The organism is Agarivorans sp. QJM3NY_33 (genome assembly GCF_050870865.2).
Classification (GTDB): domain Bacteria; phylum Pseudomonadota; class Gammaproteobacteria; order Enterobacterales; family Celerinatantimonadaceae; genus Agarivorans.
This window is the reverse complement of the sequence record NZ_CP194039.2, coordinates 3,269,302-3,293,262: the sequence shown is the minus strand read 5'-3', so window position 1 is coordinate 3,293,262 and position 23,961 is coordinate 3,269,302. Positions and strand designations below refer to the sequence as shown.

Annotated in this window: 22 protein-coding genes; 20 read left to right on the top strand and 2 right to left on the bottom strand. The window is 44.6% G+C overall.

From position 1 onward, the window contains the following. The first annotated feature begins 3 nt into the window (after positions 1-3). From recO to ACRRSY_RS14795, 4 genes are read left to right on the top strand one after another with little or no spacing between them, the layout of a single operon-like run. Positions 4-711, top strand: coding sequence for a DNA repair protein RecO (gene recO / locus ACRRSY_RS14810; protein ID WP_432452472.1), 708 nt, complete (start codon positions 4-6; stop codon positions 709-711). Between the two features lie 25 nt (positions 712-736). Next, the gene (gene pdxJ / locus ACRRSY_RS14805; protein WP_432452473.1) at positions 737-1,477 is read left to right on the top strand and encodes a pyridoxine 5'-phosphate synthase; all 741 of its coding nucleotides are present in this window, start codon (positions 737-739) and stop codon (positions 1,475-1,477) included. A gap of 3 nt (positions 1,478-1,480) precedes the next feature. Beyond that, positions 1,481-1,855, top strand: a complete 375-nt coding sequence (acpS, locus tag ACRRSY_RS14800) for a holo-ACP synthase (protein WP_432452474.1) — start codon at positions 1,481-1,483, stop codon at positions 1,853-1,855. A gap of 16 nt (positions 1,856-1,871) precedes the next feature. Next, complete coding sequence (locus tag ACRRSY_RS14795) at positions 1,872-2,171, top strand: hypothetical protein (RefSeq protein ID WP_432452475.1); 300 nt, start codon at positions 1,872-1,874, stop codon at positions 2,169-2,171. Positions 2,172-2,226: 55 nt separating this feature from the next. Here the strand turns inward: ACRRSY_RS14795 and barA are convergent, their stop codons facing one another. Beyond that, positions 2,227-5,004, bottom strand: coding sequence for a two-component sensor histidine kinase BarA (gene barA / locus ACRRSY_RS14790; RefSeq protein WP_432463568.1), 2,778 nt, complete (start codon positions 5,002-5,004; stop codon positions 2,227-2,229). A gap of 94 nt (positions 5,005-5,098) precedes the next feature. Between barA and rlmD the strand changes: the two genes are divergently transcribed. The 14 genes from rlmD (at position 5,099) to rpoS (ending at position 19,479) form a co-directional block, all read left to right on the top strand. Continuing rightward, a complete protein-coding gene (gene rlmD, locus ACRRSY_RS14785; protein WP_432463567.1) occupies positions 5,099-6,409 on the top strand; it encodes a 23S rRNA (uracil(1939)-C(5))-methyltransferase RlmD in 1,311 nt (436 codons plus the stop codon). 50 nt (positions 6,410-6,459) lie between these two features. Further along, complete coding sequence (gene relA / locus ACRRSY_RS14780; protein ID WP_432463566.1) at positions 6,460-8,679, top strand: GTP diphosphokinase; 2,220 nt, start codon at positions 6,460-6,462, stop codon at positions 8,677-8,679. 154 nt (positions 8,680-8,833) lie between these two features. Further along, positions 8,834-9,655: a nucleoside triphosphate pyrophosphohydrolase gene (gene mazG / locus ACRRSY_RS14775; protein WP_432463565.1), complete on the top strand. Its 822-nt coding sequence runs from the start codon at positions 8,834-8,836 to the stop codon at positions 9,653-9,655. 134 nt (positions 9,656-9,789) lie between these two features. After that, positions 9,790-11,421, top strand: a complete 1,632-nt coding sequence (locus ACRRSY_RS14770) for a CTP synthase (protein ID WP_432463564.1) — start codon at positions 9,790-9,792, stop codon at positions 11,419-11,421. A 65-nt stretch (positions 11,422-11,486) separates the two neighbouring features. Continuing rightward, entirely contained in the window at positions 11,487-12,785 is a 1,299-nt protein-coding gene (gene eno / locus ACRRSY_RS14765; RefSeq protein WP_432452481.1) for a phosphopyruvate hydratase, read from the top strand. Positions 12,786-13,168: 383 nt separating this feature from the next. Further along, entirely contained in the window at positions 13,169-13,453 is a 285-nt protein-coding gene (ftsB, locus tag ACRRSY_RS14760) for a cell division protein FtsB (RefSeq protein ID WP_432452482.1), read from the top strand. A 26-nt stretch (positions 13,454-13,479) separates the two neighbouring features. After that, positions 13,480-14,187, top strand: coding sequence for a 2-C-methyl-D-erythritol 4-phosphate cytidylyltransferase (gene ispD / locus ACRRSY_RS14755; protein ID WP_432463563.1), 708 nt, complete (start codon positions 13,480-13,482; stop codon positions 14,185-14,187). After that, complete coding sequence (ispF, locus tag ACRRSY_RS14750) at positions 14,184-14,663, top strand: 2-C-methyl-D-erythritol 2,4-cyclodiphosphate synthase (RefSeq protein WP_432463562.1); 480 nt, start codon at positions 14,184-14,186, stop codon at positions 14,661-14,663. The genes ispD and ispF overlap by 4 nt, the downstream gene beginning before the upstream one ends. Then, a complete protein-coding gene (truD, locus tag ACRRSY_RS14745; RefSeq protein WP_432463561.1) occupies positions 14,664-15,719 on the top strand; it encodes a tRNA pseudouridine(13) synthase TruD in 1,056 nt (351 codons plus the stop codon). After that, positions 15,697-16,455 carry a 5'/3'-nucleotidase SurE gene (gene surE, locus ACRRSY_RS14740; RefSeq protein WP_432456167.1) on the top strand — a complete coding sequence of 253 codons (759 nt, stop codon included), beginning with the start codon at positions 15,697-15,699 and terminating at the stop codon, positions 16,453-16,455. The genes truD and surE overlap by 23 nt, the downstream gene beginning before the upstream one ends. After that, the gene (locus ACRRSY_RS14735; protein ID WP_432452485.1) at positions 16,455-17,096 is read left to right on the top strand and encodes a protein-L-isoaspartate(D-aspartate) O-methyltransferase; all 642 of its coding nucleotides are present in this window, start codon (positions 16,455-16,457) and stop codon (positions 17,094-17,096) included. The genes surE and ACRRSY_RS14735 overlap by 1 nt, the downstream gene beginning before the upstream one ends. Beyond that, positions 17,093-17,671 carry a YqaA family protein gene (locus tag ACRRSY_RS14730; RefSeq protein ID WP_432452486.1) on the top strand — a complete coding sequence of 193 codons (579 nt, stop codon included), beginning with the start codon at positions 17,093-17,095 and terminating at the stop codon, positions 17,669-17,671. Before ACRRSY_RS14735 ends, ACRRSY_RS14730 begins: the two co-directional genes overlap by 4 nt. 4 nt (positions 17,672-17,675) lie before the next feature. Beyond that, positions 17,676-18,479: a peptidoglycan DD-metalloendopeptidase family protein gene (locus tag ACRRSY_RS14725; protein WP_432463560.1), complete on the top strand. Its 804-nt coding sequence runs from the start codon at positions 17,676-17,678 to the stop codon at positions 18,477-18,479. Positions 18,480-18,624: 145 nt separating this feature from the next. Next, a complete protein-coding gene (gene rpoS, locus ACRRSY_RS14720) occupies positions 18,625-19,479 on the top strand; it encodes an RNA polymerase sigma factor RpoS (protein WP_432456168.1) in 855 nt (284 codons plus the stop codon). A 72-nt stretch (positions 19,480-19,551) separates the two neighbouring features. Here rpoS and mutS read toward each other — a convergent pair whose 3' ends face one another. After that, a complete protein-coding gene (mutS, locus tag ACRRSY_RS14715; protein ID WP_432463559.1) occupies positions 19,552-22,134 on the bottom strand; it encodes a DNA mismatch repair protein MutS in 2,583 nt (860 codons plus the stop codon). 164 nt (positions 22,135-22,298) lie between these two features. On the opposite strand from mutS, the gene recA reads away from it, so the two are divergent. Both recA and ACRRSY_RS14705 read left to right on the top strand, forming a co-directional pair. Beyond that, complete coding sequence (gene recA / locus ACRRSY_RS14710) at positions 22,299-23,342, top strand: recombinase RecA (RefSeq protein WP_432463558.1); 1,044 nt, start codon at positions 22,299-22,301, stop codon at positions 23,340-23,342. Positions 23,343-23,378: 36 nt separating this feature from the next. Continuing rightward, positions 23,379-23,828, top strand: a complete 450-nt coding sequence (locus ACRRSY_RS14705; RefSeq protein ID WP_432452490.1) for a regulatory protein RecX — start codon at positions 23,379-23,381, stop codon at positions 23,826-23,828. The last annotated feature ends 133 nt before the right edge of the window (positions 23,829-23,961 follow it).

The following is a 23,961-nucleotide window of genomic DNA, read 5'->3' as shown; positions in this document are numbered from 1 at the left end:
GTTTTGTCAGAGTTAGCGCTTAGCCCCGCGTTTGTGCTGCATACTCGACCCTACCGTGAAACCAGTTTATTGGTTCAGTTGTTTACCCTGGAACAAGGGAAAATTAGTGTGGTGGCCAGAGGGGCGAGGGCAAAGCGTTCTCGCTGGCGGGCTATCTTACAACCCGCAGTTCCTTTACTGGTGGGGTTTTCGGGAAAGACGGAGTTAGCTAATTTAACTCAGGCGGAAGCGACCAACTTGGCTTTTCCATTATTTGGTGAGCATCTATATAGCGCTTTGTACTTAAATGAGTTGTTATATTACTTGCTGGAGGAAAAAACTGCTTATCCTCGTTTGTATCAACAATATCAGCAGAGTTTACTGGCATTGGCGAAGCAACAACCTTTGGAGGCGAGTTTACGTCGCTTTGAATTACAGTTGATCGCCGAACTCGGCTTTGCTTTAAGTGAACCAAGCGGTTTTATTCAAGGTCAAAGTTATCAATATCGTCTCGAGCAGGGATTTATTGCTAGCCCATTGGCTCCTGTGAACGCTGGATTTAGTTATCAAGAAGTGCTGATGTTGCTGAGCTTTGATGCTCAGCAGGCAGAACATTTGGCCTGTGCTAAACGCTTTTGTCGTATCGTCATTGCACAATTACTTAATGGACGTGAATTGACTAGTCGTGCATTATTTAAACAAATTAAAACAACCAATAAAGCGGTTCGTTAACCGCATTGTTGAATAAGGAAAGCTCGTGAGTGAAATATTATTAGGCGTTAACGTCGACCACATCGCTACTTTACGTCAAGCCCGTGGAACCACTTATCCCGATCCTGTATTAGCAGCGGGTATCGCTGAAACCGCAGGCGCCGATGGGATCACCATTCACTTGAGAGAAGATCGCCGGCATATTATTGATCGTGATGTGGCGATCATGAGCCAAACGGTGCAAACCCGACTTAATTTAGAAATGGCTGTGACCGATGAAATGATTGAAATAGCCTGCCAGCATAAACCGCATTTTGTCTGCTTAGTTCCTGAAAAACGTGAAGAACTGACCACGGAAGGGGGGCTGGATATAGTCGGCCAGCTTGAGAAAATTACCGCCGCTGTGGAAAAATTGACAGAAGCAGGCATCCTCGTTTCATTATTTATCGATGCCGATGATGAACAGATTGATGCAGCTGTTGCCTCAGGCGCACCTTTTATTGAACTGCATACGGGTCACTACGCCGATGCTGCAACGGAGTCGGCGCAGCAAGCGGAGCTTAAAAAAATTGCAGCGGCAGCGAGTTACGCCAGTGATAAAGGCCTGAAAGTGAACGCAGGTCATGGCTTGCATTATCACAACGTATTGCCGATAGCCGCTATGCCTGAAGTTATTGAGCTAAATATTGGTCACGCCATTATTGCTCGCGCGGTGTTAGTCGGCATGAGTGAAGCGGTTCGTGAAATGAAAGCCTTAATGGTGCAAGCTCGTAGAGCGGAAGCTTAATTAGTGGCAATTGTTGGTTTGGGCACCGATATTGTGCAAGTGGCTCGAATTGCGCAGAGCAAGCAGTTGGCGGGTTTAGCGAAGCGCATTCTCACGCTTGCCGAGTATCAACGTTTTGAAAACACGCATGCCGCAGAACGCTTTTTGGCGAAACGTTTTGCAGCCAAAGAAGCCGCTGCAAAAGCTTTGGGGACTGGGATTGCCAACGGAGTTGGTTTCCAGCAGATTGAAGTTAGTAACGATGCCTTAGGCAAACCGGTACTGCAATTTTATGGGGCGGCCTTAGCGTTAGTTGAACAGTTAGGAGTCACCAGCCAATTTATTAGTATTAGTGATGAACGTGAGTACGCCGTTGCGACGGTAATTTTGGAGCGTTAAGTTTTGGAGAAAAAAATTGATTGAGCGATATCGAGTACAGCTAGATTTATTCGGTTTGATGAAACTCATGGCCTTAGTTGGTTTTGGGGTCGGTATTATTGCTGGTTTAGCCTTAGTGATTTACACCTTAAGCCAAGGGGGGAATGTAATTCAGGTGTTGCTTCCTATGATTATCTCTCCCTTTAGCAATGCTTTGGTGACGGCTATTTTTGGGCTGGTGAGTTACCCTTTTTACAATTGGTATTGTAAGCGGAATCGCGGCCAAATATTGACCGGGCGTTTCCTAAAAGATCAACAAAGTCAAACCGATATTTAACCAACAAAAAAGCCGCATCTTGTAAGTTGCGGCTTTTTATATATTGAATATCGATTTAAGCGAATGCCGCCATCAGTTGTTCGGCAGCTTGTTGGACTTTCTCTATCTCATCATTTAATTCGAGTAATTCAGGTTCCACTTGCTTAACATCATTATGCTGGCGTAAGTTTTCTTCGATAGTCGCACTCAGGTTTTCAAGACGCAAACAACCACTGTAAGCACATCCTCCGCGAAAGCGGTGGATGACCGCAATAAATTCACTGCAACTGATCTGCTGTGCCAAAATTAGCTCGATGTTACTCTGCATTTCGGGAAAGCTTTGCTGCAACATATTCAGCATATCGATGGCTAAAGCTTGATTATTATTCGATCGCTGCATGGCGAGTTTCCAGGAAAGGCTCGCATGTTCGAATTCAACAGTAGAGCTCAGCTGTTTAGAGGATTCCAAGGGTCTATCTGTGATGACTCTGGCGTTGGGTTGCCAACGGTGAATCACTTGCTCTAAAGACGATTCGTCGATTGGCTTTGCCAGATAATCATCAATCCCTTGACGCAGCAATTGGGCCTTTTCTCCATTTAAGGCGTGGGCTGAAACTGCAATAATTGGCGTTTCTTGATTTTTACTCTGTTGACGGATTTTTTGGGTAGCGCTAATTCCATCGAGGATCGGCATCTGAATATCCATTAAGATCAAGTCATAAGCCTGGGTTTCGGTACGGGTAATTGCTTCAAGGCCATTGCTGCAGGTATCCACCTCTGTCACGAGTTCATGCAGCATTGCGGAAATGAGTTTTAAGTTGGCGGCGTTATCGTCTACAGCTAATACTCTTAGTATCAATTTGGCGCGTGATGGCGAAGGCATGGGGGCCAGTATTGGCGGGTGATCGGTATGTTGATCGACTAGGGCCTGCGCTAATTTACGGTGGTTCACAGGCTTACTGATACAGTGCTTGGCTCCTGCATCTGTAATGCGTTGATGAATATCGGGGTCGCTGCTATTTATCAATACAATGACTTGGTCGCAGTGCTGTTTAGCTTGCTTGATTTTGCTCAGAAGTGGTTTTAAGTCTTGCCAATCACTATGACCAATCAAGATACTGGCATAGTGTTGTTGCAGGGCTTGCTGCCATTGTGGTTGATCGGTGGCTTTATTGAATGACAGTTGCCATTGTTGACTCAAGCTTTGAATCACTTCTTGGCTCACCGGATGAGGTTCATAAAGCAATACTGATAGCTGCCCCAAAGCCTGCATCGGCAGCGGTGCCCCTAATACCATGTCGGTTAATTCTAGGTGGATATTAAAGGTGAACTCCGAGCCTTGCTCTGGTTCAGAGCTGAGTCGGATATCGCCCCCCATTTGTTGGACTAGTTTTTGAGTAATCACCAGACCTAGACCTGTACCGCCATATTCGCGGTTAATACTAGTATCGGCTTGTTTAAAGGCTTGGAATAATTGTGACTGTTGTTCCTTAGAGATCCCAATACCACTATCTCGAACGCTGGCGTGCAATACCACTTGCTGGCCTTGTTGTTTCGCCAAACCAACACTAACGGTAATTTGTCCTTTATGGGTAAATTTAATGGCATTACCCAGTAAGTTGGTAAATACCTGCTGTAAACGTAATGGGTCACCACGCAGGCCGTCAGGGACGTTAGGCTCGATCAGTAAATTTAGTTCTAACTTTTTGTCTTGGGCGCTTGGCCCTAACAATGTTAAAACTTCGTTTAGCGTATCGTGTAAATTAAACTCGGTACGGTCAAGTTTTAATTTGCCAGCCTCAAGCTTAGAAAAATCAAGGATATCGTTAATGATTGCCAATAGGTTATTCGCTGATTTCTCAATGGTGAGTAGATAATCAGCTTGGTTATGATTTAAAGATGTTTTCAGCAACTGTCGGGCAAAACCGATCACTCCGTTTAATGGGGTTCGTAGCTCATGACTCATATTGGCGAGGAATTCCGATTTGGCTTTAGCGGCTTGTTGCGCTTCTTTCTTCGCGATATCGAGTTCAATATTTTGAATTTCAATTTGTTCTAAGGTTTCTCGTAAATCGCTAGTGGCTTGATCAATACTTTGATGCATCTCCTCGTGGTATTCGGCAAGTGATTTTGCCATCGAATTAATGCCGTGTTTGAGCAAACCTAGTTCACCAGTGTAACTTCCTTCAACCCGCGCATCTAAACGGCCTTGGCGGATCCGGTCAACAATATTCACCATGTTGGTGATGGGCTGGGTGACTTGCTTACTTAATTGGAACGCAAATAAAACACTGATCAATACGCCAAACAGAACGATGAAAAGTGCGACGGTGGTGTCGCGAAACTGTAACAATAATGCTCGGTCTTTATTGTATTGCATCGAGATATAACCGAGTAATTCGGGTTTCCCATCGGCAAAGGCGGCGAAGCTGCCTTCAGCTTCGGCCCAAATTGGGGCCCGGAGGATGATTTTATCCGGATAAATTTCGACTTGGGTAGATTGTGGCAAGGGCAGTTCGGGATCGCTTTGCAACAATCGAATATTACGATGGTAATTACTGGTAACAAATAATTGGTTATGTTTATCGTAAACGGCGATGCTTTTAATTAAAGGCGACATTTTTCGGTGGGTGACGCTGATTAGTGATTTTACTCGCTCTCGATTATAACGACTTAAGCCCACTTCGCTGGCGATAGCTAAGGGCTCAATAACGTTAACTCCCTGTTCAATCACGAAGCTATCTAATTGCTGATTACGATTAAACGTAAAGTAGCTAGCAAGCAAAATTCCCACAATAAGCGTGGGGATAATGGTAAGAATATATACGCGGGCACGTAAGCCATACTTGGTCATAAACGTTTCTTATGGGAAAATGACATGGTTCCAATCGGCTATGATGACATAAGCCCATCTCTTTTTGTATTCACTGGTAAAATAAGTCTCTTCTATGGCGCAATTTTTTAAAGCAAAACCCAAGACCACCTCTCTCAAGAGGATCGATGATTGTCAAGTCGAGCAATTAGATCATCACTTACACGGCATTGTAAGAGCGGGGCGGCAAACTTACTTTGTGCCCAATACGTTGCCCGGTGAGCGAGTCAATATTTTTCCGAGCCATAAGTCTGGACCAGCAAAGCTAATCAAACGACTCAAGGACAGCGCACAGCGTATCTCGCCAATTTGTCAGTTTTATCAACAATGCGGTGGTTGTAGTGTCCAACATTTGGACGCGGCCACACAGCGGCAGTATAAACAAAGAGCGGTGGCGCAGTTGATTTCGCGATTGTCGGGCTACCCAGAGATGACAGCGCTGGAACTATTGAGTGGCGATGATTGGCATTATCGCAGAGTAACTCGGCTGAGCACTTGGTATGATAAGTCTCTTGGTTGGCAGCTTGGTTTTAGACAAAAAGGCAGTCAACAATTGGTGACCATTAGTGATTGTTTGGTATTGAGTAAGAACTTGTCGGTTTTACTCGAGCCTTTACAGGCTTTACTTAAAGGCTGGCCCAAAAATGTCGGCTTGGGTCATGTTGAGTTGATTGATTGCGAACCCAAGGTGGTTTGTCGGGTGCGCTTAACGAAGCCTTTAGCTGCAAAGTGGCAAACTCAATTACAGGCAATCGCTGAGCGTTTTAATTTTGCGATGCTGCTTACCGAAGCCGAGCAGCATACTTGGCTCACTGGCGAGCAAGCTTATTATACTTTGCATGACCAGCAGCTTGATTTAGCCTTTCACCCCGGTGATTTTATTCAGGTGAACGTCACTATCAATCAGCTGATGATTAATAAAGCCTTGGCTTGGCTAAAGCTTAAACCACAAGATGTAGTGCTCGACCTATACTCTGGTATCGGGAATTTTAGTTTGCCTTTGGCGCAACGAGCGAAACAAGTGATTGCTATCGAGGGCGTTCCTGCGATGAGTCAGCGGGTGATGGATAACGCCAAGCGTAATGGCTTAATGAATATCAGTGCCTATTGTGGGGATTTGGAACAGCCCGAGACAGCCAAGTTTTGGCAATCGAGAGCAGTCACCAAAGTACTTCTTGATCCGGCCCGCGCGGGAGCAAAACAGGCCATAACTCAGGTTGCCAAGCTTGGCCTAAGCACCGTAGTATATGTGTCATGTAATCCTGCAACCTTGGCCAGAGATGCCAAGGTGCTAAAAGAAGCTGGCTATAAAATGGTTAAGCTCGCGGTTGTTGATATGTTCCCTCAGACAGAGCATATCGAGACAATGGCTCTGTTTGAACGTTAACTTTAACAAGATAAAAGTGGTCAGCGACCAAAATAAGGAACAGTAGTGTTATGGTCTCGGTGAGAGAAACGCATCTTAATCAACAGTTGTTGTTTGATGAAAATCAATGGGTAGAAAGCCTTGGCATTGCGCTTGAAGACCAGCAGCATTTATTTGGCTCCACTAATTTTTATCGCGCTTTAGATGCCGAAAAAGAGCAGATCCATATCTGTCTGACGAAGGGCAAGGAGATGGTTGAGATCCTTGTAACACTCAACATGGATTTACCGACCTTGGAAGCTGCTTTGTTATTTCCTTTCGTGGATAGCGGCCTATTAAGCAAAGAGCAACTGCCGCAGTATTTTTCTGAAGAAGTGATTAAGTTGCAATTTGATGCTGCCCAAATGGATGCGATGAAGGTATTACATACCGGGCAAAATAAAAATTTATCTTCGACACAAATCGATAACGTGAGACGAATGCTGCTCGCGATGGTAGGCGATGTGCGAGCCATCGTGATTAAATTGGCAGAGCGGATCTGTTTTTTACGCGAAGTTAAAAATGAATCGGAAGAAGTTCGTGTATTGGCCGCAAAAGAAAGCAAAGATATTTACGCTCCGTTAGCAAATCGCTTAGGGATCGGTCAACTCAAATGGGAGCTTGAAGACTTTACCTTCCGTTATCTGCATCCCGATACCTATAAACAAATCGCGAAACAATTGGATGAAAAGCGGATTGCGCGCACACAATATATCGAAGACTTTGTTGCCAAATTACAGCAGGATATCGTAGCTTCCAGTATTAATGCCGAGGTGTATGGTCGACCCAAACACATCTATAGTATTTGGCGAAAGATGCAAAAGAAAGATTTGTCTTTCGACAAATTGTTTGATGTACGGGCGATTCGTATCGTGGCTGAGAAGCTACAAGATTGTTATGCCATCTTAGGCATCGTACATACTTCTTGGCATCATATTCCTAGCGAATTTGATGATTATGTGGCCAACCCTAAACCGAATGGTTATCAATCTATCCATACGGTGGTCATTGGTCCAGAAGGTAAATCTATCGAAGTACAGATCCGTACTCGGCAGATGCATGAAGATTCTGAACTCGGGGTTGCGGCGCATTGGAAATATAAAGAAGGCGGAACTGGTGGGCGCAGCGACTTCGAAGATAAGATTGCCTGGTTACGTAAGTTACTGGCTTGGCAGGATGATATCGCTGAAAATGGTGCGATGCTTGAAGAGTTACGTTCACAAGTATTTGATGACCGCGTTTATGTCTTTACCCCTAGTGGTGAAGTGATTGATTTGCCCGCTGGCTCAACACCGCTTGATTTTGCCTATTACGTGCATAGCCAAGTCGGTCATCGTTGTATTGGCGCTAAGATTGGTGGGCGGATTGTGCCTTTTACCTATCAATTACATACAGGTGAACAAGTTGAGATTATTACCCAAAAGGAATCGAGCCCTAGCCGTGATTGGCTCAATCCTAATCTAGGCTTTGTAAAGTCTTCTCGGGCGCGTAATAAAATTGCCACTTGGTTTAAGAAGCAAGATAAAGATAAAAACCTCTTGGCGGGTAAAGATTTACTTGAGGCAGAGCTCAATCGCCACGGTTTTAAAATGAGTGATATCGACCATTGTCTTGAGCGTTTCAATGTGAAAACTGTAGAAGATTTATTAGCCGCTATTGGTGCAGGTGATGTGCGACTGAATCAATTGATTCATTATTTGCAAGCGACGCTATATAAGCCTTCTGCGGAAGAACTTGATCGTCAAGCGCTGGAAACTATCACGAAGAAAGCCGAGCACCATGGACAGAAGAAGAAGCGGGCAAAAGACTCCATCGTGGTGGATGGCGTTGGGAATCTTATGACTCATATTGCTCGTTGCTGTCAACCGATACCCGGTGACTCAATTAAAGGCTTTATTACCCAGGGGCGTGGAATTTCAATTCATAATGTTGATTGTGAACAACTTGCTGAATTGCATAGTCGCACACCAGAACGTGTGATTGACGCGGTATGGGGCGAAAATTACTCGGGAGGTTATAACCTTACAATTCGCATTGTGGCGAACGATCGTAGTGGGTTGTTGCGGGATATTACTACCGTGTTGGCGAATGATAAGGTGAATGTTATGGGGATGCAGAGTCACTCTGACGTCAAGAGTCAGACGGCAACCATCGATATGGAAATTGAAATTTATAATCTCGATACTCTGTCTCGGGTATTGTCCAAAATAAATCAACTTAATCATATTATTGAAGCGCGGCGTTTACGCTAATCATCGAGGGCTATTTTCGCATCGTAGGATGTTGAAAATAGCCTCATTAACCAGAACTTTATGTAAGTGCTAGAGTGATGAATCGCCAGCGTTATCTGAAGCTATCGAAAATTTAAAATGAAAGGCTAATAATCCTTAGGAAATTTTGAACTCTATGCTGCAACGTCCTTATCGTATTGATACCTTACTCGCCATTATGGCGAAATTACGTGACCCCGAGTGTGGTTGTCCTTGGGATCTTAAACAAGATTGGCAATCTATCTTGCCACATACTGTAGAAGAGACTTACGAGGTGGTAGAAGCCATTCACCAAGCGCTGGATTCTGGTGATTTTGCTGAAGTAAAGTTAGAGCTTGGTGATTTACTGTTTCAGGTGGTGTACTACGCTCAGTTTGCTCAAGAGCAAGGAGACTTTGACTTTGCTGAGGTGGTTGATGGTCTCTGCGAAAAATTGATCCGCCGTCATCCACATGTTTTTAATCAGCAACAAAAAATCCAATTGGATGATGCCCAGCTAAAAGTTAACTGGGAAGCCGAGAAAGTGCGAGAGCGGGCAAATAAGTCTCATCATCACGCACCAAGCGTGTTAGATGATGTGCCGCAAGCATTGCCAGCTTTGAGCCGAGCACAAAAGTTACAAAAACGCTGTGCTCATGTGGGGTTCGACTGGCCCAGCGTCGCTCCGGTGATCGACAAGGTTAAAGAAGAATTGGCGGAGGTCGAACAGGCTATCGACGAACAACAGCGGCAGGATGTTGCCGAAGAAATTGGCGATTTGTTGTTTTCTTGCGTAAATTTGGCACGGGTTTGCGATTTTGATGCTGAAGCGCTGTTACGCCAAGCGAATCATAAATTTAGTCGAAGATTTCGTGGTGTAGAGGCTTTGGCAAGAAACCAAGGGCGGCAACTTGACAGCATGAGCCTGCAAGAGATGGATGCCTTGTGGGATAAAGTGAAAGAAAATTACAAAAATTGATTTACAACAAATACACTAAAACTTAGTCTTGATAGAGTGACATCGATTGTGGTGTTAAAGAGGCTTTGCTATACTATGCCCCCGTCCAAGTATCGCAGATACGCCCTTAACACATCCAACTTCTCAGGTTCGACATGACAACAAAATACATTTTCGTCACCGGAGGCGTAGTGTCCTCTTTGGGTAAAGGTATTGCCGCTGCATCGCTGGCTGCCATTTTAGAAGCTCGTGGTCTTAAAGTGACCATTATGAAGCTTGACCCATACATCAATGTAGATCCCGGTACTATGAGTCCGATCCAGCACGGCGAAGTATTTGTGACTGAAGACGGTGCCGAAACCGATCTAGATTTAGGTCATTATGAGCGTTTTATTCGTACCAAAATGACTAAGCGTAATAACTTCACGACGGGACGCGTCTATGAAGACGTCCTGCGTAAAGAGCGTCGTGGCGACTATCTAGGTGCTACCATCCAAGTTATTCCACATATTACCAATGCGATTAAAGAACGGATTGTCGCAGGTGGTGAAGGTGTTGATGTTGCTATTGTGGAAATTGGTGGAACGGTGGGTGATATTGAGTCACAACCGTTTTTAGAAGCAATTCGTCAGTTAGGCACTGAAATTGGTCGTGAACGCGCGATGTATATGCATTTGACCTTAGTGCCTTATTTGGGGGCGGCTGGTGAAGTAAAAACGAAGCCGACTCAACACTCCGTGAAAGAACTCCGTTCTATCGGCATTCAACCCGATATTTTGATTTGCCGGAGTGACCGAGCGATTCCAGCTAACGAACGCGCCAAAATCGCTTTGTTCACTAATGTACCCGATCGCGCGGTTATCTCGCTGAAAGACGTCGACAGTATTTACAAAATCCCCGCTTTGCTGAAGTCTCAGGGTTTAGATGCATTGGTCACCAATCGCTTTGGTATTGAATGTCCTGAAGCCGACTTAAGTGAATGGGAACAAGTCATTTACGAAGAAGCGAATCCAACGAATGAGATTGTGATTGGCATGATTGGCAAATATGTTGAATTACCTGATGCCTATAAGTCGGTGAATGAGGCCTTGAAACATGCTGGCCTTAAGAATCGCTTAAGTGTGAAGATTCAATATGTCGATTCTCAAGATTTAGAAGTAAAAGGACCTGAGGTCCTTAAAGACTTAGATGCTATTTTAGTGCCTGGTGGTTTTGGTGAGCGTGGTGTAGAAGGTAAGATTTTAGCTGCGCAATATGCTCGTGAAAATAACGTACCTTACCTTGGTATTTGTTTGGGGATGCAAGTCGCTTTAATTGAATATGCGCGGAATGTGGCTGGCTTGACAGAAGCCCATTCTACCGAGTTTAATGCGGAATCATCGGCACCCGTGGTTGGGCTTATTACCGAGTGGATCGACGAAGATGGCAAACGAGAAACGCGGAATGTTGATTCAGATTTAGGTGGTACAATGCGCCTTGGCTCTCAGCTTTGCCATTTAACTAAGGGCTCTAAAGTTGCAGAATTGTACGGTAGTTTAGAAATTTATGAACGTCATCGCCATCGTTATGAGGTGAATAATACCTTGTTGCCAAAGATCACCAAAAAAGGTCTAAAAGTGACCGGCTTGTCGGCAGACAAGAAACTAGTGGAAATCATCGAAAACCCTGCTCATCCTTGGTTTGTTGCTTCACAGTTTCACCCTGAATTTACATCTACCCCGCGTGATGGACACCCATTATTTGCCGGGTTTGTGAAAGCCGCTGGCGAATTTAATAAAGCTCGCTAGTATCTACTAGCGAGTAGAGATTTTTAGAAAGTTTGTAGTTTATTAACTTATAGAGGAAATTAGTAATGTCTAATATCGTAAAAGTACTTGGTCGCGAAATCATGGATTCACGCGGTAACCCTACTGTAGAAGCTGAAGTTCATCTAGCTGATGGTTCTTTCGGTATGGCTGCTGCGCCTTCTGGTGCTTCAACTGGTTCTCGTGAAGCCCTAGAATTACGTGATGGCGATAAAGCTCGTTACTTAGGCAAAGGTGTATTAAAAGCTGTTGCTGCTGTAAACGGCCCAATTGCTGAAGCATTAGTTGGTAAAGATGCTTTGGCTCAAGCTGAGCTTGACCAAATCATGATCGATCTTGATGGCACCGAAAACAAAGCTAAGTTTGGCGCAAACGCTATTCTAGCGGTTTCTTTAGCGGCTGCTAAAGCTGCAGCAGCTTCTAAAAAAGTACCACTATACGCTCACATCGCTGACTTAAATGGTACTCCTGGTGTTTACTCTATGCCTCTTCCAATGATGAACATCATCAATGGTGGTGAGCATGCAGATAACAGCGTAGACATCCAAGAATTTATGATTCAACCCGTTGGTGCTGCAAACTTCCGTGAAGGCCTACGTATGGGCGCTGAAGTATTCCATAGCCTTGCTAAAGTACTTAAAGCTGATGGTCACTCAACTGCAGTTGGTGATGAAGGTGGTTTTGCGCCTAACTTGGCTTCAAACGAAGCGGCACTTGCAGCAATTAAAGTTGCGGTTGCAAATGCAGGTTACGAACTAGGTAAAGACATCACTCTAGCGATGGATTGTGCTGCATCTGAGTTCTACGACAAAGAAGCTAATATCTACGACCTTAAAGGCGAAGGTAAAAAATTCACTTCTGAAGAGTTCAACTTCTTCCTTAAAGATTTGACTGAACAGTACCCAATCGTATCGATTGAAGACGGTCTTGACGAGTCTGATTGGGATGGTTTTGCACACCAAACTAAACTTTTGGGCGACAAAATCCAATTGGTTGGTGACGATTTGTTCGTAACTAACACTAAGATCCTTAAGCGTGGTATCGACAATGGTATTGCTAACTCTATCCTGATTAAATTCAACCAAATCGGTTCTTTAAGCGAAACTTTGGCTGCTATTAAAATGGCGAAAGATGCTGGTTTCACTGCCGTTATCTCTCACCGTTCAGGCGAAACTGAAGATGCAACTATCGCTGATCTAGCGGTTGGTACTGCTGCTGGCCAAATCAAAACAGGTTCATTGAGCCGTTCTGATCGGGTTGCTAAATACAACCAATTGCTACGAATCGAAGAAGCACTAGGTTCAAAAGCACCTTACAATGGTCTTAAAGAAGTTAAAGGTCAGTAATATTAAGGCTTAACTTCGGTTAAGCCTAATATTCTACTTTGATTATAAAATCCTCGCTTAGGCGGGGATTTTTTATATGAATGTTGATGGCGAGGCTAAAGTGGAAGAGCGGCGAGCCGTTCTGAGCGTGTTGCTACTCTTTGTTAACTACGGGCAAGCAATTGCTACGAATCGAAGAAGCACTAGCTTCAAAAGCACCATATTAAGGGTCTTAAAGAAGTTAAAGCTCAAGCTTAATTATAAATTAACTTTGACTCGAACCTCCATGGATCCCTAGTCGCAATTACGACTAGGGATTTTTTTGCCATTGAATTGGCTAAATCAACGCACTAAGAGTGGAGTAACAATCGGCTTTATGGGATTATCTAGCTCACGGAGGAATCATGCGTTCGTTTAAAATTCTGCTCATACTGCTCGTTATGTTATTACAGTACCAACTATGGTTTGGGAAAAATTCGCTTAACGATTATTTCGGCTTGCGAGAACAAGTTTCGAAACAGCTACTCGCTAATCAGGAGTTGAGCCAACGTAACGTTGTATTGCAGGCGGAGATTGCGGATTTGCGTAATGGTTTAGATGCCGTTGAGGAACACGCTCGAAACGAACTCGGTCTGATAAAACAAGGTGAAACCTTTTATCGAATCATTCCTTCCCCCGAACGGAACTAATCGCAGCCATTGAGTAGTTACTATTAATGAACTTTATATCGAAGCAATATATTGCATTGCTTCCTGCCGCGGGAATTGGTTCGCGAATGCAGGCGGATATTCCCAAGCAATACTTAAAGATTGGTCAGCAAACAATCTTAGAAACCACACTTGGTGTTTTCCTTTCTCACCCTGATATTGCGCGGGTGGTCGTGGTGTTACACCCCGAGGACCAATGGTTTAAGCACTTAGCTATAGCCGCTTCTGATAAGGTTTTAACGGTGTTTGGTGGAGAAGAAAGAGCCGATTCGGTATTGGCTGGGCTGGGGGTTATCGATCAGAATGCTTGGGTTTTGGTACACGATGCCGCTCGGCCATGTATTACTCATCAAGATATTAGCAAGTTAATTCGCCACGTAGAGTTACACGCCGATGGCGCTATTTTAGCCACTCCAGTACGCGATACCATGAAACGCGCCGCTTCAGGTAAAGTTGAGCATACCGTTTCCAGGGAGCAGCTTTGGCATGCATTAACGCCACAAATGTTTCAAGTCGCGCCATTAAAACAATGTCTCTCTCAAGCCTTAAAAGCTGGGGGGCAGATTACTGATGAAGCTTCGGCCATGGAATGGGCGGGTCAGCCGGTGAGCATTGTGGTTGGTCGAAGCGATAATATAAAAGTGACTTGCCCTGAAGATTTAGCGTTAGCCGAGTGGTATGTCAGTCAACAACTTAATAAAGAGGAAACCGCGTGAGTATCCGCATTGGGCACGGCTTTGATGTACATAAATTTGGTGGACCAGGACCATTGATGGTTGCAGGTGTTGCCATTCCTTATCCACAGGGTTTTATCGCCCACTCTGATGGTGATGTTGCTTTGCATGCTCTCTGCGACGCATTACTGGGTGCTTTAGCCTTAGGTGATATCGGCCATCATTTCCCCGATAATGACCCCGCTTATGCAGGGATTGACTCGCGTATTTTACTGCGTCAAGTGATGGCGGAGGTGAGCCAGCGCGCTTATAAACTCGGTAATCTTGACCTAACAATTGTTGCGCAAGCTCCTAAGATGGCGCCTCACATTGAAATGATGCGTCAAAACATTGCCGAGGATCTAAATGTGGATATTGACCGCGTGAATGTAAAAGCCACCACCACTGAAAAGCTCGGTTTTGAAGGGCGAAAAGAAGGGATTTCTAGTCATGCAGTTGTGTTATTGGAGGCTTGTTAAGTGAGCAATTATTCACAAGTTATCTCTGAGTTTAATTTTCTGCATGGTCAACCCACTGGCACTGGTTTGTTAAAGCAACAAGCCGTCGATTTTCGGGTTGATGAGGTGCTGCCGTTTGAATTTAGCGGTGATGGCGAGCACATGTTGGTTCAAATCGAAAAAACAGGAGAGAACACCGCTTGGGTTGCTAAGATGCTCGCGGAAGCTTGCCAAGTAAGCCCTAAAGACGTGAGCTACGCGGGTTTAAAGGACCGTCATGCGGTTACCCGTCAATGGTTTAGTATCCAATTGCCTGGAAAATCCAATATTGAGTTGGCCGAAGATCTGGGCTCGGGCGTGAAAGTTATCGCGATTGCTCGTCATAATCGTAAGCTGAAACGGGGGGCTTTGTCGGGGAATGACTTTGTGATCCGTCTGCGTGATGTTTCCGACATCGAGCAAGCTATGGCCCGGGCTAAGTTAGTCTCAAAGATGGGCGTTCCAAACTATTTTGGATCACAGCGCTTCGGCCGGGGAGCTGGGAATATTGATAATGCTTTGGCGATGTTTACAGGCAAACGGATTAAAAACCGTGAAAAACGCAGTATGTATTTATCAGCGGCGCGCAGTCTAGTGTTTAATCATGCGATTAGCCAACGCATTGAGCAGCAGTTATTTAATCAAATACTCGATGGCGATGTGATGAAGTTTGCTACGAGCAATGCTTATTTTGTGGCTGAGCAAGCAGAGTCAAGCATTGTCGAGCGTTTTCAGCAAGGGGAAATAGAGTTATCGGCGCCCATGGTTGGCAAAGGGGAGCTGGTATCTTTAGATAAGGCTTTGGCATTTGAAAGCGCGGTGCTTGCCGCCTACCCAGACATTGTGGCGGGTTTGGCTGAAGCAGGCTTGAAAATGGAACGTCGCGCTATAGCATTACGGCCTAAAGAATTTAATTATCATGCTGAAGGTAACGATTTAGTTCTGAGCTTTTTTTTAACGGCGGGGAATTACGCTACAAGTATTCTTCGAGAAATTGTTAATTGCGAGGGCGATGATAATGACCATATTAGTGAGTAATGATGATGGTGTATATGCTCCAGGGATCCATTGTTTAGCAGAGGCCTTACAAAGTATCGCTCCAGTGATGATGGTTGCCCCAGATCGAAATTGCAGTGGTGCTAGTAACTCATTGACCTTAGAAAATCCTTTACGGATCGTTGAGCTGGAAAATAATATTATTTCGGTAAAGGGAACGCCGACCGATTGTGTGCACTTCGCGATCAATGAGCTGGTTGATGAGTTGCCTGAGCTCGTGGTATCAGGGATAAATGAAGGTGCAAACCTGGGCGATGATGTATTGTATTCGGGGACCGTCGCGGCAGCCATGGAAGGTCGCAATTTAGGTTTGCCTGCGATTGCGGTCTCATTGGTTGGTAGCGAAGGAAAGCACTATGAGAGCGCTGCAGCAATCAGCTTGAAATTGGTCAAACAACTCCGTCAACAGAGTTTACCCAGTAATCAAATTTTAAATGTTAATGTTCCTGATTTGCCTTTAAGTCAAATAAAGGGCATAAAAGTAACTCGTTTAGGAAGTCGTCACCGTGCAGAAATGATGGTTAAACAACAAGATCCGCGAGGGCACGATATATATTGGTTAGGTCCTCCGGGAGCCATGCAGGATGCTGGTGAGGGAACCGACTTTGCCGCCATTGCGGCAGGCTATGTATCGATAACCCCACTTACCATCGACATGACGGCACACGCATATTTGGACTCACTCGATATGTGGATCAAGGATTGGGAGGCACTGTAATGCAATTTGGCGAAAGCCCTCATAGTTTGAAGTTAGTGAATCAACTTCGCCAACACGGCATTAGTAATCGCGAGGTGCTTAGCGCTATCGCCAAACTCCCTCGTCAGTATTTTATCGATGAAGCTTTAGCTCATCAAGCTTGGGACAATACCGCTTTACCAATTGGGCAAGGGCAAACTTTATCTCAGCCTTACATCGTGGCGAAAATGACCGAGTTGTTGCTAGAAGCAAAGCCGAAAAAAGTATTGGAAATCGGGACCGGCTCGGGCTATCAAACCGCGGTATTAGCTGCTCTGGTTGAGCAAGTTTATTCGGTAGAACGGATCAAAACTTTACAGTTTCAAGCTAAGCGTCGTCTCAAACTACTCGATTTACATAATGTAGCGACAAAGCATGGTGATGGCTGGCTGGGGTGGGCAAGTAAGGGGCCTTTTGATGCGATTCTGGTGACGGCCGCAGCAACCGAGGTGCCACAAGCACTGGTGGAGCAGTTAAATGTTGGCGGGCGGATGATTATTCCAGTTGGTGCGCAACAGCAACAGCAAACTTTATTGTTGATCGAAAAACAGGTACAGGGTTACAGCGAGCGCTGTTTAGAGCCAGTACGTTTTGTCCCTCTTGTGAATGGTGAATTAGCGTGAAGATATTTAGTCATTTATATGACCGAGTGATGTTGTGGTCAGAGCATAAACATGCAGTTCGCTATCTTTGTAGCATGAGCTTTATCGAATCAGTTTTCTGGCCAATCCCGGTGGATGTGATGTTAGCACCGATGGCATTGTCGCAACCATACAGGGCTTGGCGCTTTGCCTTATTGGCCACTATCTTTTCAGTACTCGGAGCCGCTTTGGGTTACGGCTTAGGGCAGTTTTTCTATGAACCACTGGTCGCTCCGTTGGTGAAGTCAGTCGGTTACCAAGATAAAATGGAGGTTGCTTTTCGTTGGTTTGAGCATTGGGGAGTATTGGTGGTGTTTGTCGCTAGTTTTACGCCAATCCCCTATAAAGTATTTACTTTAACAGCTGGTATATTGAATATGGCTTTCGTTCCATTCTTACTTATTTCATTCATTGGCCGTGGGATGCGCTTCTATTTGGTGGCCGGGCTGATGAAGTGGGGCGGCAAGAGAATGGAAGAACAACTGCGGAAATACGTTGAATTATTGGGTTGGTTGGTTATTGTGTTAGCAGTGGTTGCCTATTTACTATTACGTTAATTAGATGAAAACATTGCAGTATCTCATTTTCTTCATTTCGCTTAGCCTGTTATTTGGCTGTAGTCGAGAGGGCGCGCCAGCGCCAGTGAGTGATGCTGGAATTTACAATGCTGATAATCATGGGGTCTTAAATTCTACTCGCTATACCGTTAAGCAAGGAGAGACTCTTTACTCCATTGCATGGCGAGCTGGGCTTGACCCCAAAGTTTTAGCAAAAAGAAACAATATCTCAGCTCCGTATACAATCTTTGTAGGTCAAACTATTAAATTGAAATCTAACGGAGTTAAGTCCGGTAAGGCTAAACCAAGCAAGCATAAAACAGCGCAAGCGCAAGTCAAATATGTTAATGAATCGTCAAAAAAACTTGAATCAACGTCAACAAAGGCATACGCTAAAAACTCGACCAAGCGTGTAACCAAGGCTCCAACGAAAGTTGCTAAAGGCTGGGTTTGGCCTACAAAGGGTAGAATTATCAAAGGCTTCTCAACTAAAGCCAATGGTAATAAGGGGCTCGATATTGGTGGCAAGCAAGGTCAGAAAGTAGTAGCGTCAGCGTCAGGCAAAGTGGTTTATGCAGGGAGCGCGTTAAGAGGTTATGGAAAACTTATAATTATAAAACACGATGACGATTACTTAAGTGCTTATGCACATAACAGTCGTTTAAGAGTGAAGGAAAAACAGCAAGTAGTAGTAGGACAACATATCGCTGATATGGGGGATACAGGGACAACTGATACGCGATTACATTTTGAGATCCGTTTCAAAGGAAAGTCGGTCGATCCAACAAGGTTTCTACCGACACTCTAGCCTAGATTGCACACAATAATAATTAGCAATCAGGTCTGTTCAGGGAGGCTATGCTATGACTCAAGCAAAAACTGCTGTAAAACTAAAAAGTGTTTCAACGACAGGTAATACTAAGGTTGAACGTACCGCTGAAAAAGATGACATCATGCAAGCCGATGTCTCCAAGAGTTTAGATGCAACTCAGCTCTATCTTGGTGAAATTGGTTTCTCTCCACTATTAACTGCAGAGGAAGAAGTTTTATACGCACGACGAGCGCTGCGTGGTGATGAGGCCGCTCGTAAACGAATGATCGAAAGTAACTTACGTTTAGTGGTTAAAATTGCTCGCCGTTATAATAACCGTGGTTTAGCGTTATTAGACTTGATTGAAGAGGGTAATCTGGGATTGATTCGAGCGGTAGAAAAGTTTGATCCGGAACGCGGGTTTCGTTTCTCGACTTACGCAACTTGGTGGATCCGTCAAACCATTGAACGTGCCATCATGAATCAAACTCGTACCATTCGTTTGCCGATTCACGTGGTAAAAGAACTGAATGTTTATTTACGTACAGCTCGTGAGTTAGCTCATCGTTTAGATCATGAACCAACCGCAGAAGAAATTGCCGAGACTCTCGACCGTCCCGTTGAAGATGTGACTAAGATGCTGCGTTTGAACGAACGTATTAGCTCTGTGGATACACCAATTGGCGGAGATAACGATAAAGCCTTGCTCGATATCATTTCTGATGAAAATGATCACGGTCCAGAGCATCGAACCCAAGACGATGATATGAAAAATAGCATTGTTGGCTGGTTAGGTGAACTGAATAGTAAACAGCGTGAAGTATTGGCGCGCCGTTTTGGCTTACTCGGCTATGAAGCATCGACTTTAGAAGATGTAGGACGCGAAATTGGCCTTACCCGGGAACGGGTTCGACAAATTCAGGTGGAGGCATTGCGTCGTTTACGGGATATTTTGTCATTACAAAATTTGTCGATAGACGCTTTATTTAAAGTCTAATATTTTATCGTTTGAATAAAAAAGGAAGCTTCGGCTTCCTTTTTTGATTGAGTTTTATTTGAGCGCTAAAGATTAGTGACTCGTTTGTTGCTTGAGCATAAAGAGCAAGTCTAGGGCCGCTCGTGGCGACAGTTCATTGGGATCTAGCATTTTAAGTTGCTCAATGACTGGATGTTGTTGGGGGAGGGGAAGCTCAATGTTCAGTTGCTGTTCAAATGCTTGGTCTTGTGGCTGAGCCGGACTATCGTGTGGCACTGATGCTTCCAGTTGTGTTAGCTTTATTTTGGCCTTTGAGATCACCGATTGGGGGATCCCTGCCAAGGCTGCAACTTGTAAACCAAAGCTTTTGCTGGCTGCACCTTCTTGAACCTGATGCATGAATGCAATGGTGTCATGATGCTCTACAGCGTCTAAGTGAACATTGGCGACGGCGTCGATGAGCTTCGGTAATTGAGTGAGTTCGAAGTAATGGGTCGCGAATAAAGTTAAAGAGCTTATGTTGGCGAGTTGTTCGGCAACAGCCCATGCTAAGGACATTCCATCATAAGTGCTAGTTCCGCGACCAATCTCATCCATGAGGACCAGACTATGGGGGGTCGCATTGTGTAAGATATTAGCGGTTTCGGTCATTTCAACCATAAATGTAGAACGCCCACTCGCTAAGTCATCAGATGCGCCAATTCGAGTGAAAATTCGGTCTATAGGGCCGATTTCGACACTATCCGCGGGTACATAGCTACCAATATAGGCCATTAAACTAATCAGTGCGGTTTGTCGCATATAGGTTGATTTCCCGCCCATGTTAGGGCCAGTCACAATCAATAATTTACGTTGCGGATTAAGTTGGACGGGATTAGCAATAAATGGCGTTTCGTTAACTTGTTCAACGACTGGATGGCGCCCACCTTGAATGTTGATACAAGCTTGTTGGACAAGACTAGGGCGAACGTAGTTTAAATACTCGGCGCGTTCAGCGAGGCAGCTAAGAACATCCAACTGTGCCAAAGCTTGGGCACTACGCTGTAATTCACTGATTTTTGGTAGCAGTAGATCTAATAATTGGTCATATAATTGTTTTTCAAGAGCAAGTGCTTTGCCTTGGCTGGAGAGTACTTTTTCTTCATGCTCTTTGAGTTCGGCAATAATGTAACGCTCCATATTCTTCAAAGTTTGACGACGAATATAGTGCTCCGGTACTTGGTCTGCATATAGGCGACTGACTTCAATATAGAAGCCGTGTACTCGGTTATAACCAATTTTTAAGTTGGCAATCCCGGTTTGCTCTCGCTCTCGTTGTTCAATTTGACGAAGGTAGTCATTGGCGCCGTCACTTAGATCTCGCCATTCATCAAGCTCCTGATTATAGCCTGCGGCTATTACCCCACCGTCACGAATTAACACTGGCGGATTATCGATCAGCGCTCGCTGTAATAGTTCCAGTAGTTCTGGAAAATCAGCAATGTCTTTAGCCAATGGTGCTAAAGCGACAGTTTGTTGTAAGTTGCTTTGTAATTCGGGCAAGATATTAAATGCATTGCGAAGTCTGGCCAGATCTCGAGGCCTCGCTGAGCGCAGCGCCAAACGCGCTAAAATTCGCTCAATATCTCCAATTGCTTTGAGCTGAGTTTGTAGTTGTCCGTATAAATCTGCTTGGATTAATTCGGCAATGCAATCTTGACGCACACGGACTTGAGCCTGATCTCTTAAGGGCTGATGCAGCCAACGATTTAGCAGCCGACTCCCCATTGCGGTTGCGCTGCGGTCTAATACTGCGCTGAGGGTGTGTTCTTGCCCGCCAGACAAATTACGGGTAAGTTCAAGGTTCTTACGGCTAGCAGCATCGAGTTGAATAAATTGATTTTGCTTTTCGATGATGATCGTATTGATATGCGGTAAGGCGGTGCGTTGTGTATCTTGAACATATTGCATTAAGCAACCTGCGGCAGCTATCGCTAATGGGTATTCACTAACGCCAAAACCATCTAGGTGACGGGTACCAAATTGTAGGTTTAATATTTTTTGTGCGCTGGCAAGATCGTACTCCCACTCTCCGCGCCGACGTAGGCCTTTATTCGCTTGTAAGATCTCTACAAACTCAAAGTTATCGGGGTATAGTAGCTCAGAGGGCTTAAGTCTTTGCAACTCAGCTTGAAGCTGTTGTTCACCGCTGAATTGATTAATCACAAACCGGCCGCTGGCAATATCTAAATAGGCGAGTCCAATCTGCAGCTGTTGATTTACAACGCTTACCAATAGGTTTTCTTGCTTTTCTTCTAATAAAGCCTCATCGCTGACTGTGCCTGGTGTGATGATGCGAACCACTTTACGTTCTACTGGACCTTTACTGGTTGCCGGGTCGCCGATCTGTTCGCATATAGCGACCGATTCACCGAGTTGCACCAGACGGGATAAGTACGTTTCTACGGCATGATAGGGGATCCCGGCCATTGGTATTGGGTTGCCCGCAGATTGTCCTCGTTTGGTTAAGGAAATATCCATCAATTCAGAAGCACGCTTGGCATCTTCATAGAACAATTCATAGAAGTCACCCATCCGATAAAATAGTAAAATTTCGGGGTGCTGTGCCTTTAAGCTAAGGTATTGGCGCATCATCGGTGTATGTTTTTCTAGATTGATATCGGTCATTTCGGTCATCGAACTGCATAGTGAACTGGCTAAATGAAGCTGCAAGGATAAAAGTTGTGGCTGGATTAGGCAAAACTCTTTTACTAATTTATAGTGGAATAAACTTGATGCTGTATGAATAAACAGTATACTACTGGACAATAAGATTGTTTAAAGCACCTGATGAGGGCGATATGGATCAAAATAAACAAAAGGCACTGGCTGCGGCCTTAGGTCAAATTGAAAAACAATTTGGCAAAGGTTCAATTATGAAACTTGGCGATAACCGTACTATGGATATTGAAACGGTTTCTACCGGTTCGTTATCTTTGGATATCGCTTTAGGCGCTGGTGGCTTACCTATGGGCCGGGTGATTGAGATCTATGGCCCTGAAAGTTCTGGTAAAACAACCTTAACACTAGAAGCCATTGCGCAGGCGCAAAAAGCCGGTAAGGTTTGTGCTTTTGTCGATGCTGAGCATGCTCTGGATCCTATCTATGCTAAAAAGTTAGGCGTCGATGTTGATGAGCTACTTATCTCTCAACCTGATACGGGTGAGCAAGCCTTAGAAATCACTGATATGTTGGCCCGTTCTGGCGCGGTTGATATGATAGTGATTGACTCAGTGGCCGCACTGACACCAAAAGCCGAAATTGAAGGCGATATGGGTGATAGCCACGTTGGCTTGCAAGCACGCTTAATGTCTCAAGCTTTACGTAAGTTAACGGGTACTTTAAAACAAACCAATTGTATGTGTATCTTTATCAACCAAATCCGGATGAAGATTGGCGTGATGTTTGGTAACCCTGAAACCACTTCGGGTGGTAATGCCTTGAAGTTTTATGCTTCGGTTCGTTTAGATATTCGTCGCATCGGTGCAGTGAAAAGCGGTGATGAGATTGTTGGTAACGAAACGCGCGTTAAAGTTGTTAAAAATAAAATAGCGGCTCCGTTCAAGCAGGCTGAGTTTCAGATTTTGTATGGTGAAGGCTTTAATCGCTACGGTGAATTAATTGACCTTGGAGTGGCTGAAAAACTAGTTGATAAAGCTGGTGCTTGGTTCTCTTATAAAGGTAAAAAAATTGGTCAAGGTAAGGCGAATGCCTCAAATTACTTAAAAGAGCATCCAGAAATCGCTCAAGAAATTGAATTGACCATTCGTAATAACCTTCTTAATCCCGTGGTTGCGGAAGAGCCGGTAAAAGTTGAAGACTTGCCAGTCGATAGCGAAGCGTAAGCCAATCTAGAGGAGCCGTAAGGCTCCTTTTTATTAATGATGAACCAGCGTAGCGCTTTAAACTCAGCCATCAATTTACTTTCTCGGCGCGCCTATAGTCGCCGTCAATTATCGCAAAAACTGCAACAAAAGGGTTATTCACCCTCGGATATCGCTGACGCCATTGACTATGCTGAGCAGAATGCTTGGTTGGATGATATTAATTATGCGATGCAATTAACTCGCTCCCGCCTTGCTAAAGGTTATGGACGTAATTACCTCTATCAATACTTGCTCAGTAAAGGAATTGATAAGGCGATTGTCACAGAAGTGTTAGCTCTTCCTGAATGGGACTGGTATCAAGCCCTTCAGCAGCTGTTTGCACGTAAATTCAGTCAAGGCTTCCCCTCCGAACGACTTTTACAGCAAAAATGCAGCGCTTACCTATATCGTCGTGGCTTCGATTTTGAACTGATCAATCTTTTGTTTAGCGAGCAGCAGCAATAAGTGTCGAACACTTTGCCTATAAAGGTCTGCGTGCTATATTGTCGCGATTAATTTGAGTTTCATTTTTTTCAGCGCTTGTCGACGAGTAATACTAGCTTTACCACTAAGTCGAGTTGCTACAAACCCCCAGGAA

Excerpts from the sequence above, each read along its gene's own strand:
- barA (WP_432463568.1), bottom strand. The coding sequence starts at position 5,004 with ATGACCAAGTATGGCTTACGTGCCCGCGTATATATTCTTACCATTATC.
- rlmD (WP_432463567.1), top strand. The coding sequence starts at position 5,099 with ATGGCGCAATTTTTTAAAGCAAAACCCAAGACCACCTCTCTCAAGAGG.
- relA (WP_432463566.1), top strand. The coding sequence starts at position 6,460 with ATGGTCTCGGTGAGAGAAACGCATCTTAATCAACAGTTGTTGTTTGAT.
- mazG (WP_432463565.1), top strand. The coding sequence starts at position 8,834 with ATGCTGCAACGTCCTTATCGTATTGATACCTTACTCGCCATTATGGCG.
- ACRRSY_RS14770 (WP_432463564.1), top strand. The coding sequence starts at position 9,790 with ATGACAACAAAATACATTTTCGTCACCGGAGGCGTAGTGTCCTCTTTG.
- eno (WP_432452481.1), top strand. The coding sequence starts at position 11,487 with ATGTCTAATATCGTAAAAGTACTTGGTCGCGAAATCATGGATTCACGC.
- ftsB (WP_432452482.1), top strand. The coding sequence starts at position 13,169 with ATGCGTTCGTTTAAAATTCTGCTCATACTGCTCGTTATGTTATTACAG.
- ispD (WP_432463563.1), top strand. The coding sequence starts at position 13,480 with ATGAACTTTATATCGAAGCAATATATTGCATTGCTTCCTGCCGCGGGA.
- ACRRSY_RS14735 (WP_432452485.1), top strand. The coding sequence starts at position 16,455 with ATGCAATTTGGCGAAAGCCCTCATAGTTTGAAGTTAGTGAATCAACTT.
- ACRRSY_RS14725 (WP_432463560.1), top strand. The coding sequence starts at position 17,676 with ATGAAAACATTGCAGTATCTCATTTTCTTCATTTCGCTTAGCCTGTTA.
- rpoS (WP_432456168.1), top strand. The coding sequence starts at position 18,625 with ATGCAAGCCGATGTCTCCAAGAGTTTAGATGCAACTCAGCTCTATCTT.
- mutS (WP_432463559.1), bottom strand. The coding sequence starts at position 22,134 with ATGACCGAAATGACCGATATCAATCTAGAAAAACATACACCGATGATG.
- recA (WP_432463558.1), top strand. The coding sequence starts at position 22,299 with ATGGATCAAAATAAACAAAAGGCACTGGCTGCGGCCTTAGGTCAAATT.
- ACRRSY_RS14705 (WP_432452490.1), top strand. The coding sequence starts at position 23,379 with ATGATGAACCAGCGTAGCGCTTTAAACTCAGCCATCAATTTACTTTCT.